This is a genomic window from Kitasatospora dryopteridis (assembly GCF_050749075.1).
GTDB lineage: Bacteria > Actinomycetota > Actinomycetes > Streptomycetales > Streptomycetaceae > Kitasatospora.
On sequence record NZ_CP192749.1, the window covers coordinates 6,574,295 to 6,586,906 of the forward strand.

Sequence of the window (12,612 nt, forward strand, 5' to 3'; positions counted from 1 at the left end):
GATCACTACGGGCAAGGAGGGCCGCATGACCGTACGGCGCGTGATGGGCATCGAGACCGAGTACGGGATCTCCGTGCCCGGCCACCCGAACGCCAACGCCATGCTCACCTCGTCCCAGATCGTCAACGCCTACGCCGCGGCGATGCACCGGGCCCGGCGGGCCCGCTGGGACTTCGAGGAGGAGAACCCGCTGCGCGACGCCCGCGGCTTCGACCTCGCGCGCGAGGTGGCGGACGCCAGCCAGCTCACCGACGAGGACATCGGCCTCGCCAACGTCATCCTCACCAACGGCGCCCGGTTCTACGTGGACCACGCCCACCCCGAGTACAGCTCGCCCGAGGTCACCAACCCGCGCGACGCGGTGCTCTGGGACAAGGCCGGCGAGCGGATCATGGCCGAGGCGGCCGCCCGCGCCCTGGAGCTGCCCAACGGGCAGAAGATCCACCTGTACAAGAACAACACGGACAACAAGGGCGCCTCCTACGGCACCCACGAGAACTACCTGATGAAGCGGGCGACGCCGTTCGCCGACATCGTCCGCCACCTCACCCCCTTCTTCGTCTCCCGGCAGGTGGTCACCGGCGCCGGCCGCGTCGGCCTCGGCCAGGAGGGCTCCGCGCACGGATTCCAGATCAGCCAGCGCGCCGACTTCTTCGAGGTCGAGGTCGGCCTGGAGACCACCCTCAAGCGGCCGATCATCAACACCCGCGACGAACCGCACGCCGACGCCGAGAAGTACCGCCGGCTGCACGTGATCATCGGCGACGCCAACCTCTCGGAGATCTCCACCTACCTCAAGCTGGGCACCACCTCGCTGGTCCTGGCGATGATCGAGGACGGCTTCATCGCCGTGGACCTCGCCGTCGACCAGCCGGTGCGCACCCTGCACCGGGTCTCCCACGACCCCGGGCTCACCCACCTGCTCTCGCTGCGCAGCGGCCGCAAGCTCACCGCCGTCCAGCTGCAGATGGAGTACTGCGAGCTCGCCCGCAAGTACGTCGAGGACCGCTGGGGCCAGGACGCCGACGACCAGACCATGGACGTCCTCGCCCGCTGGGAGGACGTGCTGGGCCGCCTGGAGCGCGACCCGATGAGCCTGTCCAAGCAGCTCGACTGGATCGCCAAGCGCGAGCTGCTGGAGGGCTACCGCCAGCGCGACGGGCTGGACTGGGACAACCCCCGGCTCCACCTGGTCGACCTGCAGTACAGCGACGTACGGGCCGACAAGGGCCTCTACAACCGCCTGGTGGCCCGCGGCCGGTTCGAGCGGCTGCTCGGCGAGGACGAGGTCGTCCACGCCGTCTCCAAGCCCCCGGAGGACACCCGGGCCTACTTCCGCGGGCGCTGCCTGGAGCAGTACGCCGAGCACGTCGCCGCGGCCTCCTGGGACTCGGTCATCTTCGACCTGCCCGGACGGGACTCCCTGCAGCGCGTCCCCACCATGGAGCCGCTGCGCGGCACCCGGAACCACGTCAAGGAACTCCTCGACCGGTGCCGGACGGCGGAGGATCTGGTTCGTGTACTGTCCGGAGGGTAACTCTTCGATCACCTGGGGTGAAATCCCGGCCGAAGGGGAATCATTCCGGTGAGCGCCGGGCGTTGAAGCTAAACCGGGCGCGAATGTCGTACCCGGCGGATAGGGTCTGACCACACAGAGCGAGCGGGGTGAGGGAAATGGCTAGCAAGGACACCGGCGGCGGCCAGCAGCGGGCGAACCGCTCCTCCGAGGAGGTCGAGGAGCAGGCCGCGGAAGCGCAGGGCTCCGACGACCTGAAGGAGCGCCAGGAAAAGCTCAGCGACGACGTCGACGCCGTTCTGGACGAAATCGACGAGGTCCTCGAGTCGAATGCGGAGGATTTCGTCCGCGGATTCGTGCAGAAGGGCGGCGAGTAGGAGGGGGCATTCCCTTCCTGAAACCGCGCTGCGGAGACCGCGCTGCAGGTGTGTCGAGGCATGCCTGCAGCGCGCTCTGCTCCCACCGCCCGCAGCGGTACCTCCGATCGTGTGGATCAAGGGGCGCCGGCGCGGGTAGGGTCCGGGCATCAGCTGCTTGACCGTCAATCTGGAAGGAATCGTGTGGAAGCCAACACTGGTGGCACCGGGCGTCTACCGGCTGCCTTCCTGACCCCCGGGTCCTCGTCGTTCATGGACTTCCTCGGCCGCCAGGCGCCGGAGCTGCTGCCCGGCAACCGCCGTCTCCCCGAGGGCGTGCTCGAGGCGCCGCACGGCACCACCATCGTCTCCGCGGTCTTCGGCGGCGGCGTGGTCATCGCCGGCGACCGCCGCGCCACGATGGGCAACGTCATCGCCCAGCGCGACATCGAGAAGGTCTTCCCCGCCGACGAGTACAGCGCCGTCGGCATCGCCGGCACCGCCGGCCTCGCCGTCGAGATGGTCCGCCTGTTCCAGCTGGAGCTGGAGCACTACGAGAAGATCGAGGGTGCCGTCCTCTCCCTGGAGGGCAAGGCCAACCGGCTCACCACCATGATCCGGTCCAACCTGGCGATGGCCATGCAGGGCCTGGCCGTGGTGCCGATCTTCGCCGGCTACGACCTCGACCTCGGGCGCGGCCGGATCTTCACCTACGACGTCACCGGCGGCCGCTCCGAGGAGCGCGGGTTCGCCGCCACCGGCTCCGGCTCGGTCTTCGCCCGCGGCTCGCTCAAGAAGCTCTACCGCGAGGACCTCTCCGGCGAGCAGGCTGCCACGCTGGCCGTCCAGGCGCTCTACGACGCCGCCGACGACGACTCCGCCACCGGCGGCCCCGACCTGGCCCGCGGCATCTTCCCGATCGTCTCGCTGATCACCGAGGACGGCTTCCGCCGGCTCTCGGACGACGAGGTGTCGGAGATCGCCGTCTCCATCACCGCCGGGCGCCGCGAGCACCCCAACGGGCCGCAGGCCCCGCTCCTCTAGTCCGCCACCCATCCAGGAAGAAGGGGACGACCGCCGGTGTCCACACCGTTCTACGTCTCGCCTCAGCAGGCCATGGCGGACCGCGCGGAGTACGCCCGCAAGGGCATCGCCCGCGGCCGAAGCGTGGTCGTGCTCACCTACGCCGACGGCATCGTCTTCGTCGCGGAGAACACCTCCCGGGCGCTGCACAAGGTCTCCGAGATCTACGACAAGATCGCCTTCGCGGCGGTCGGCCGCTACAACGAGTTCGAGAACCTCCGCATCGGCGGCGTCCGCTACGCCGACCTGCGCGGGTACAGCTACGACCGCGCCGACGTCACCGCGCGCGGCCTCGCCAACGTCTACGCCCAGACCCTCGGCACCATCTTCTCCTCGGTCGGCGACAAGCCCTACGAGGTCGAGCTGGTCGTCGCCGAGGTCGGCCGCAGCGACGGCGACGACCAGATCTACCGGCTGACCCCGGACGGCTCGGTCGTCGACGAGAAGAACTACGTCGTGGTGGGCGGCAACGCCGACTCCATCGGCAACTACCTGGGCCAGCGGCACCAGGCCGGCATGGCCCTCACCGACGCCCTCCGGCTGGCCGTGGACGCCCTCGCCCGCGACGCCAACGGCGGCACCCCGCGCACGCTCACGCCCGAGCAGCTGGAGGTCGCCGTGCTGGACCGCAAGCGCGTCCAGCAGCGCAAGTTCAAGCGCATCCTGGGCGGCCAGCTCGGCCGCCTGCTCGGCGGCGACGCCTCCGCCGCCGAGGACGAGGAGCCGCCGGCGGCCAAGGAGGCACCGGCCGCCGAATAGCCCAACCGCGTGAATCCCGTACGGCAGGCCGCCGGCACCGTGCGGGATTCACGTGCGCCTTCCGGGATTTGACGGCGCGGCGTGGTCGGATTGCCCCTGCGGCACCGTGACCTTTTCGGCTCCGCCCCAGGGGTTTCGAAATGCTCCCGGAAGAGAAAAGATGCCTCATGGACCGCCGAATTTTCGGGCTGGAGAACGAGTACGGTGTCACGTGTACGTTCCGGGGACAACGGCGTCTGTCTCCGGACGAGGTGGCCAGGTACCTCTTCCGCCGCGTAGTTTCCTGGGGCCGCAGCAGCAATGTCTTCCTGCGGAACGGTGCACGGCTCTACCTCGACGTGGGCTCGCACCCCGAGTACGCAACCCCCGAGTGCGACGACGTCACCGAACTGGTGACGCACGACAAGGCAGGCGAACGCATCCTGGAGGGCCTGCTCGTGGACGCCGAGCGCCGGCTCCACGAGGAGGGCATCGCCGGCGACGTCTACCTGTTCAAGAACAACACCGACTCGGCCGGCAACTCCTACGGCTGCCACGAGAACTACCTCGTGGCGCGGCACGGCGAGTTCTCCCGGCTGGCCGACGTCCTGATCCCGTTCCTGGTGACCCGCCAGCTGATCTGCGGCGCCGGCAAGGTGCTGCAGACCCCGCGCGGCGCGGTCTACTGCGTCAGCCAGCGCGCCGAGCACATCTGGGAGGGCGTCAGCTCGGCCACCACCCGATCCCGCCCCATCATCAACACCCGTGACGAGCCGCACGCCGACGCCGAGCGCTACCGCCGGCTGCACGTCATCGTCGGCGACTCCAACATGTCGGAGACCACCACCCTGCTCAAGGTCGGGGCCACCGACCTGGTGCTGCGCCTGATCGAGGCGGGCGTGGTGATGCGCGACCTCACCCTGGAGAACCCGATCCGGGCGATCCGCGAGGTCAGCCACGACCTGACCGGCACCCACCAGGTCCGGCTCGCCAACGGCCGCGAGGCCAGCGCGCTGGACATCCAGGAGGAGTACTTCACCAAGGCGCTGGAGTTCGCGGACCGCAAGGGCCTGAACACCGGCACCGTGGCCCGGGTCCTCGACCTCTGGGGGCGCACCCTGGAGGCCGTCCGCACCGAGGACCTGGACCGGGTCTCCACCGAGATCGACTGGATCATGAAGTACCGGTTGATCGAGCAGTACCGCGAGAAGCACCAGATGACGATGTCCAACCCGCGGGTCGCCCAGATCGACCTCGCGTACCACGACATCCACCGCCGGCGCGGCCTGTTCTACCTGCTGCAGAACAAGGGCAGGGCGGCTCGGGTCACCACCGACCTCAAGACCTTCGAGGCGAAGTCGGTGCCCCCGCAGACCACCCGGGCCCGGCTGCGCGGCGACTTCATCCGCCGGGCGCAGGAGCAGCGCCGCGACTTCACGGTGGACTGGGTCCACCTGAAGCTGAACGACCAGGCGCAGCGCACCGTGCTGTGCAAGGACCCGTTCCGTTCGGTCGACGAGCGGGTGGAGAAGCTCATCGCGGGCATGTGACGCCCGCAGGGCTTGACGGCGGCCACCAGGGGTGGCGTCCGGGCGGGTGCGTCCGGGCGCCACCCTTCGTGCGTGCGAGCCGAAGGGCCCGCCGGTGCCGAGAGGGTGGGCCCCTCCTGCCCGTCGGCGGGCAAGGAGGGCGAGCGCGGGAGCGGGGCGACGGAGCATGGGGGCACCTCCCGGCCGCCGGGCCGGGGGAGACCGTCGGCGCCGGGTCAGGGGGCCAGGAGGCGAGCAGGCGACAGCGTGCTTGTGCCTCCGATGCGGCGGCGGGATCGGGCCATACGCTGGCGACCATGCGCCGAATCGCCGGACTGCCGGCCGTGCCCCTTGCCGCCCTGCTCGTCGCCGTGCTCGCCGCCTGCACCAGCGGGTCCTCGGGCTCGTCCGGCGGTTCGCCCGCCGCCTCGGCCTCGGCGACGGCGGTGCCCAGCCCGGTGGAGTCGGCCGATCCCATGCCGACCGTCTCCGGCGAGGTCGGCTCCAAGGCCGAGATCACCCTGCCGCAGTCCCCGCCGAGCGGCCAGTTCGTGGTCAGCACCGTGCACGAGGGCGACGGCGCCACGGTCGCCAAGGGTGACTGGGTGACGGTGAACTACACCGCCAAGGACTGGACGACCGGCAAGGACGTCTCCAGCTCCTACGACAGCGGCGGCAAGCCGCAGCTCTACCAGGCCGGCAGCGGCCAGCTGGTGCCCGCCTTCGACCAGGCCGTGGTCGGCAAGAAGGCCGGCAGCCGGCTGCTGGTGGTGGCCCCGCCCGCGGCCGGGTTCGGCACCACGGGGAACACCGCGGCCGGCGTCGGCGGCCAGGACACCGTGGTCTTCGTCCTCGACATCGTGGACGTGGTGCCGCCGGACTCGACCGTCACCGGCGAGATGACCCAGGCGCCCGCCACCGCGCCGCAGGTCAAGGACAACGGCAAGCAAGCGCCGACGATCACCATCCCGGCCGGCCAGAGCCCGCCGACCGAGCTGCAGACCTACGTGCTGATCAAGGGCGACGGCAAGCCCGTGCAGGCCGGCCAGCAGCTGCTGGTGCAGTACACCGGCGTGCTGTGGTCGGACGGCTCGCAGTTCGACTCCTCGTTCTCGCACGGCGGCGCCCAGGCCCTCCAGGTGGGCACCGGCAGCCTGATCAAGGGCTGGGACCAGGGTCTGGTCGGCCAGACCGTCGGCAGCCGGGTGATGCTGGTCGTGCCGCCCTCCCTGGCGTACGGCAACCAGTCCAGCGGCCCGGTGCCGGCCGACTCCACCCTGGTCTTCGTGATCGACATCCTGGAGGCGGTGTGAGGGAGTCGTGCGGATCGGTTCCACACGATCCGTACGACACGCCCGGGGCCGGGGACCGGTGCACCGATCCTGCACCGGGAGGGCCCGTCCTCATGCAGACCTGACATACTGCTGCCGTTTTCCGCACTGTGGCAGCGTCGTCAGGTCCCGCGAGGGCATGGCACGGCGAGATGGATGGGGAGTCATGTCTGAGAAAGCGTCGAGCCCTGGCGAGGCAGGCACCGCCGACCCGGCGGCGGCGCGGCCCGGCGGCCCGCTGCCCGGCGACGGCGAGTCGATCGTCGTCCCGCCCGCGATCCTGAAGCAGCAGGCCGGCTGGGGCCAGACCCCGCCGCGCCCCGCCGGCGAAGCCAAGTCCGACGAGCCGCAGGTCTTCGCGTCGACCGTGCGCCGCCAGGACATCTCGGAGGCCGGCTACGACGAGGAGCCGCCCGGTGCGGGCCGCCTCGGCGCGATCCTCGGCACCGTGCTGGCCGTCCTGCTGGTCGGCAGCTGCATCACGCTCTACATGGTGAACAAGGACGACGGGAAGTCCGCCTCGGCCTCCCCGGACCCGGCGGCGCCCACCGCCTCGCCGACCCCGTCCGCCGACCCGGTGCCGCCGATCAAGGACAGCGCCAAGGTGCTGCCGACCGTCACCGGCGAGTTCGGCACCAAGGCGACGATCGCCCTGCCCAAGGAGGCCGCCGACGGCACCTTCGTGGTCAAGGAGCTGAAGTCCGGCGACGGCGCCAAGGTCGAGAAGAACACCTGGGTCACCGCCGACTTCTCCGCCATGAACTGGAGCACCGGCAAGGAGATCGAGGGCTCGTACTCCACCGGCAAGCCGCAGCTGTTCCAGGCCGGCGGCGGCAAGCTGATCCCCGCCCTCGACCAGGCCGTCACCGGGCACAAGGCCGGCAGCCGGCTGCTCGTCGTCGCCCCGCCGGCCGCCGCCTTCGGCGCCCAGGGCAGCAGCGGCATGGGCGTCGGCCCCAAGGACAACCTGGTGTTCGTGATCGACATCAAGAACGCCACCGCCCAGGACACGGTGCTCAGCGGCGACATGACGGCCCCGCCGGCCGACATGCCGAAGGTCAAGGACAACGGCAAGAAGCCCGCCGACATCACCCCGGTGCCCGGCACCCCCGAGGTCAAGGACCTCAAGTCGCACGTCCTGATCCAGGGCAAGGGCCGCAAGATCGAGGCCGGCGAGAAGGTGCTCGTCCAGTACACCGGCGCGCTCTACAAGGACGGCAAGGTCTTCGACTCCTCGCTCAAGCGCGGCCAGGCCTTCACCTTCGTCACCGGTGGCGGCGGCGTCATCGAGGGCTGGGACAAGGGCGTCACCGGCCAGACCGTCGGCAGCCGGATCGAGCTGGTGATCCCCGCCTCGCTCGCCTACAAGGACCAGGCGCAGGGCGACATCCCCGCCAATTCGACACTGGTCTTCGTGATCGACATCCTGGATGCCGGCGTCGGGACCCAGGACTGACCGGTCCGGGACCGGACGCACGAGGGCTCCCGGGGGCGGCGACACGTCGCACGTCCCCGGATGGCCCGGACGGGCGGCAGGGCGCCGTACGGTGGACCGTAGCGGTGCCTGCCGCCCCGTCATGTCTGTATCACCGAACGAGATGAGTCTGTTGTGAGCCTTACCAAGCCGGAGATCGACTTCCCGGGCGGCGAGCCCCCGGCGGAGCTGCAGATCCGCGACATCGTGGTCGGCGACGGCGCCGAGGCCAAGGCCGGCGCGGTCGTCGAGGTGCACTACGTCGGTGTCACCTTCTCCACCGGCGAGGAGTTCGACGCCTCCTGGAACCGCGGCCAGACCTTCCGCTTCCCGCTCGGCGCGGGCCGCGTCATCAAGGGCTGGGACGAGGGCGTCCAGGGCATGCGGGTCGGCGGCCGGCGCGAGCTGATCATCCCCCCGGGCAAGGCGTACGGCGCCCAGTCGCCCAGCCCGGCGATCCCGCCGAACTCCACCCTGATCTTCGTCGTCGACCTGCTCGGCGTCTGAGACACCCCTGAGCACCGGGCCGCATCCCTTCGGGGGAGCGGCCCGGTGTCGTTGTTGCGGGCACATGGGTTGCCGCCGCTTCGCGGCCGGGGCAGGGCTCGGCTTTTGCTCAGCGTGCCCGGACCGGTACGGTCGGGTCCGCCGGATCACGAGGGGTGCCGGCCGGACGGACAGGAAGGTCAGCGATGGCGATCGCCAAGGCGGAGCGGTTGATGAACCTCGCCCTCTGTCTGATGAACACCAGACGGCCGCTCTCCAAGAAGGAGCTGCGGGAGTCCGTCGAGGCCTACCGGGAGGCCTGGCAGCAGGGCAGCGAGGACGCCTTCAACCGGATGTTCGAGCGCGACAAGGACGACCTGCGCGAGCTCGGCCTGGTCATCGACGTCGACGAGAACTCCCTCGACGGCGAGATCGGCTACCTCGCCCGCCGGGACCGCAACCGCCTGCCGGAGATCGCCCTCGACGCCGAGGAGGCGGCCGCCCTCACCCTGGTCGCCCGGGTCTGGCAGCAGGCCAAGATGTCCGGTGCCGCCAGCGGCGCCCTGCAGAAGCTCCGGGCGGCCGGCGTGCCCTTCGCCGAGGACACCGAGCACACCGCCCTCCAGCCGCGCATCCCGGCCCGCGAGGCCGCCTTCGAGCCGCTGCTCGTCGCCGCCCGCGACCGGCGCCCGGTCACCTTCGACTACCGCAAGGCCGGCGCCGCCGCCGCCGAGCAGCGCTCGGTGGAGCCCTGGGCCCTGGAGTGCTGGCGCGGCCACTGGTACCTGGCCGGCTTCGACCGCGACCGGCAGAGCGCCCGCGTCTTCCGGCTCAGCCGGATCACCGGAAAGGTCCGCTCCCGGGCCGGCAGCTTCACCGGGGACGTCCCCGAGCACGTCGACGTGCGCGCCTACGTCGCCCGGTTCGCCGGCGAGGGAGCGGTCACCGAGGGCGCCACCGCCACCCTGCGGCTGCGCCGCGGCGCCGCCTTCCCGCTCCGCGGGCGGGCACTCAGCACCACCCGCATCGACGACGACTGGGACGAGCTGGAGATCCCGTACGGCCACGGCCTCGCCGCCGACCTCGCCGAGTTCGGGCCCGACGTCCTCGTCCTCGGCCCGGACGACCTGCGGGCGGACGTCATCGACCGGCTGCGTGCCGTCGCCGGAGTGGGGGAGTAACAGCCATGAGCAATGCGATCGACCAGACCCGGCGGATGCTCTCGCTGGTCACCTACCTGCGCGAGCGGCCCGGCGCCGAGGTCGCCGAGGTCGCCCGCGCCTTCGGCATCACCGAGCGCGAGCTGATCGGCGACCTCAACGTGCTGCCGATGTGCGGCACCAGCTTCCGCGGCGGCGACCTGCTCGACATCGACACCGACGGCGAGCGGATCTGGTGGCACAACGTCGACGACGTGGCCCAGCCGCTGCGCCTGGCCGCCGACGAGGCGACGGCCCTGCTGGTCGCCGCCCGCGCGGTGGCCGGCCTGCCCGGCCTGCGCCGCCGCGACCGGGAGGCGCTCACCCGCGCCGTCACCAAGATCGAGGACGCGGCCGGCGAGAGCGCCGAGTCCAGTGCCCGGGTCGGCGTCACCTTCGAGGCCGAGGGCCAGGTCTTCGCCGACATCGACCGCGCCCTCACCGAGGGCCGCCGGATCTGGCTGCGCTACTGGTCGCACGGCCGCGGCGGCATGACCGAGCGCGAGGTCGACCCGATCCGCCTGGTCGCCGAGGGACACACCTACCTCGAGGGCTGGTGCCGCACCTCCGAGGACCGCCGGATCTTCCGGCTGGACCGGGTCGCCGAGATCAGGATCCTGGACGAGCCCGCGGACCCGCCCCGGGTGGAGCCCCGCGACCTCTCCGCCGGCCTGGTCAACCCGGCCGCCGACGACCCCGAGGTGATCGTCGAGGTCGGCCCCGGCGGCCGCTGGGTCGCCGAGTACTACACCCACGACAAGGCCGAGGAACTGCCCGACGGCGGCCTGCGGATCACCCTGCGCAGCGCCGACCCGTCCGGGCTGCGCCCGCTCGCGCTGCGGCTCGGCCGCGACGGCCGGATCGTCTCCCCGCCGGAGCTCGCCGAGCAGGCCCGCGAGGCAGCCCTGGCCGCGCTCGCCGGCTACCCGGAGGGGCGGGCCTGATCGGTGGCGCACGGCACCAGATTCCAGGTCTACTGCTCGCAGTGCCGGGAGAAGGTCGAGATCCCGGCGGAGGACTTCCGGCTGGCGCTCGGCCCGACGCCGGAGCGCACCTTCTACGGGTTCGTCTGCCCCGAGTGCGGGGCGTCGGTGCGCAAGCCCGCCGGGGAGAAGATCGTCCAGGCGATGACGGCGGCCGGGGTCAGCACGATGCGGCTGCTCCCGGTCGACGGCTGACCGGCCGGTAGGGTCGTCCCATGTCGTGGACCCTCACCGCCGTCGTCCTGCTGTCCACCGCCGGTCTGCTCGTCCTGGGCGTGCTCGCCGTCCGGCTCTGGGCGGACGTCCGCTCGCTGGCCCGCGAGGTCGACGCGGCCTCCCGGGCACTCGCCTCCGCCGCCGCGGACCTCCCGGGCCGCTGACCCGGCCGGTACCCTCGTGGCAGGCCCCGCGGTGCGGCCGGGGCCGCAGTGGGACGGCGGTTGCCGGGCGGTCGACGGCAACGACTACCATCGCCCGCAACGGGGAGGACGCCCCGCTGAGGGAAGTGGTGGTGGCTGATGCGCATCTCGCCGACGGCGATCCTGGTGGTCGCGGTCCTGGCGGTGCTGCTCTTCGGGGCGAAGCGGCTGCCGGACGCCGCCCGGGCACTGGGCAAGTCACTGCGCATCCTGCGCAGCGAGGCCAGGGCCCTGCGGACGGACGGCGCCGGTGCGGCCCCGCAGGCGCGCCCCGAGGCGGAGCCCGTGCCCATGACGATCAAGCCGGCACCCGGTTCGGGCACCGCCCGTCCGGTCGCCGCCGACCACGGCACGGCCCCGCAGGGCTGAGCCGGTACCCACGGCCATCGGGGGTCCGCCGTCCGGCGGGCTCCGTCGTACGAGTTGAGGACCGGGCTTGAGCAAGTCTTCCAAGGCGCCGAAGCCGCCGAAGGACCCCGAGGGCCGGATGGCGCTCGCCGACCACCTGCGCGAGCTCCGCAACCGGGTGGTCAAGTCGGTCCTCGCCATCGTGATCACCACGATCGTCGCGGCGTTCTTCCACCGGGAGCTCACCAACTTCCTGCTCGAGCCGCTCCCCGCCTGCGGCGAGAAGGGTCTGACGGTCAACGGCGAGCGGTGCGGCGTGGTGTCGACCATCGGCCTGCTGACGCCGTTCACCCTCGCGCTGAAGGTCAGCCTCACGGCCGGCGTGGTCGCGGCCACCCCGGTCTGGCTGTACCAGCTGTGGGCGTTCGTGGCGCCCGGCCTGCACAAGCACGAGCGCAAGTACTCGATGAGCTTCCTGGCGGCGGGCATCCCGCTGTTCCTCGGGGGCGCCGTGCTCGCCTACCTGATCCTCCCCGCCACCGCGGAGATGCTGATCTCCTTCGCACCGACCGAGACGGTGCCGATCATGCCGGCCGAGGACTACCTCGACGTCGTGACCCGGATGGTGCTGGTCTTCGGCGGCGCCTTCGAGCTGCCGCTGCTGCTGGTCATGCTCAACCTCATCGGCGTGCTGAGCGGCAAGCGGCTGCTCGGCTGGTGGCGCGGCATGGTCATGGGCATCACGGTCTTCGCGGCCTTCGCCACCCCCAGCGCCGACCCGCTCAGCATGATCGCGCTGGCCGCGCCGATCTGGGCGCTGTACTTCCTCGCCGCCGGCATCGCGATCCTCAACGACCGCCGCCGGGCCCGCCGCAACCCGGACGCCGGGCTGAGCGACGAGGAGGCCTCGCACCTGGACCTCTCGGTCGAGGGCGTCTCCGGCCCGGAGGCCATCGAGGCCTCGGCCGCCCCCGAGGCGCCCGCCCCGGTGCCGGCCGCCCGCCACGAGCAGATGGACGACATCACCTGATCCACGCCCTCTTCCGGAAGCCCCGCCCCGCCGACCACTCGGCGAGCCGGGGCTTCCGGCGTTCCCGGGGGCAACCTGGACCTGTGGGAAGCCTCGATCCGGGGCGGCGTGGACCCGGGG

The 12,612-nt window shown here is 71.7% G+C and carries 14 protein-coding genes; all 14 read left to right on the forward strand.

Annotated elements, in window-relative coordinates; translation table 11 throughout:
* Positions 1-25 precede the first annotated feature (25 nt).
* The 14 genes from dop (at position 26) to tatC (ending at position 12,492) form a co-directional block, all read left to right on the forward strand.
* Positions 26-1,537 carry a depupylase/deamidase Dop gene (gene dop / locus ACQ614_RS29620; RefSeq protein WP_431681905.1) on the forward strand — a complete coding sequence of 504 codons (1,512 nt, stop codon included), beginning with the start codon at positions 26-28 and terminating at the stop codon, positions 1,535-1,537.
* Between the two features lie 137 nt (positions 1,538-1,674).
* Complete coding sequence (locus tag ACQ614_RS29625) at positions 1,675-1,893, forward strand: ubiquitin-like protein Pup (RefSeq protein WP_363495053.1); 219 nt, start codon at positions 1,675-1,677, stop codon at positions 1,891-1,893.
* 183 nt (positions 1,894-2,076) lie between these two features.
* On the forward strand, positions 2,077-2,916 hold the full coding sequence (gene prcB / locus ACQ614_RS29630) for a proteasome subunit beta (protein WP_431681906.1): 840 nt from the start codon (positions 2,077-2,079) through the stop codon (positions 2,914-2,916).
* 36 nt (positions 2,917-2,952) lie between these two features.
* Positions 2,953-3,714: a proteasome subunit alpha gene (gene prcA / locus ACQ614_RS29635; RefSeq protein WP_431681907.1), complete on the forward strand. Its 762-nt coding sequence runs from the start codon at positions 2,953-2,955 to the stop codon at positions 3,712-3,714.
* A 167-nt stretch (positions 3,715-3,881) separates the two neighbouring features.
* On the forward strand, positions 3,882-5,243 hold the full coding sequence (pafA, locus tag ACQ614_RS29640) for a Pup--protein ligase (protein WP_363495047.1): 1,362 nt from the start codon (positions 3,882-3,884) through the stop codon (positions 5,241-5,243).
* Between the two features lie 296 nt (positions 5,244-5,539).
* Positions 5,540-6,535, forward strand: a complete 996-nt coding sequence (locus ACQ614_RS29645; RefSeq protein ID WP_431681909.1) for an FKBP-type peptidyl-prolyl cis-trans isomerase — start codon at positions 5,540-5,542, stop codon at positions 6,533-6,535.
* Positions 6,536-6,719: 184 nt separating this feature from the next.
* Complete coding sequence (locus ACQ614_RS29650) at positions 6,720-8,009, forward strand: FKBP-type peptidyl-prolyl cis-trans isomerase (protein ID WP_431681910.1); 1,290 nt, start codon at positions 6,720-6,722, stop codon at positions 8,007-8,009.
* 153 nt (positions 8,010-8,162) lie between these two features.
* Complete coding sequence (locus ACQ614_RS29655) at positions 8,163-8,534, forward strand: FKBP-type peptidyl-prolyl cis-trans isomerase (protein WP_431681912.1); 372 nt, start codon at positions 8,163-8,165, stop codon at positions 8,532-8,534.
* A 185-nt stretch (positions 8,535-8,719) separates the two neighbouring features.
* Positions 8,720-9,694 carry a helix-turn-helix transcriptional regulator gene (locus ACQ614_RS29660; protein WP_363495039.1) on the forward strand — a complete coding sequence of 325 codons (975 nt, stop codon included), beginning with the start codon at positions 8,720-8,722 and terminating at the stop codon, positions 9,692-9,694.
* 5 nt (positions 9,695-9,699) lie between these two features.
* Positions 9,700-10,656, forward strand: coding sequence for a helix-turn-helix transcriptional regulator (locus ACQ614_RS29665; RefSeq protein WP_363495037.1), 957 nt, complete (start codon positions 9,700-9,702; stop codon positions 10,654-10,656).
* A gap of 3 nt (positions 10,657-10,659) precedes the next feature.
* Positions 10,660-10,890, forward strand: coding sequence for a hypothetical protein (locus ACQ614_RS29670; protein WP_363495035.1), 231 nt, complete (start codon positions 10,660-10,662; stop codon positions 10,888-10,890).
* Between the two features lie 20 nt (positions 10,891-10,910).
* Positions 10,911-11,075, forward strand: coding sequence for a hypothetical protein (locus ACQ614_RS29675; protein ID WP_431681914.1), 165 nt, complete (start codon positions 10,911-10,913; stop codon positions 11,073-11,075).
* A gap of 138 nt (positions 11,076-11,213) precedes the next feature.
* The gene (gene tatA / locus ACQ614_RS29680) at positions 11,214-11,483 is read left to right on the forward strand and encodes a Sec-independent protein translocase subunit TatA (protein ID WP_431681915.1); all 270 of its coding nucleotides are present in this window, start codon (positions 11,214-11,216) and stop codon (positions 11,481-11,483) included.
* A gap of 67 nt (positions 11,484-11,550) precedes the next feature.
* Positions 11,551-12,492, forward strand: coding sequence for a twin-arginine translocase subunit TatC (gene tatC, locus ACQ614_RS29685; protein ID WP_431681916.1), 942 nt, complete (start codon positions 11,551-11,553; stop codon positions 12,490-12,492).
* Positions 12,493-12,612 lie beyond the last annotated feature (120 nt).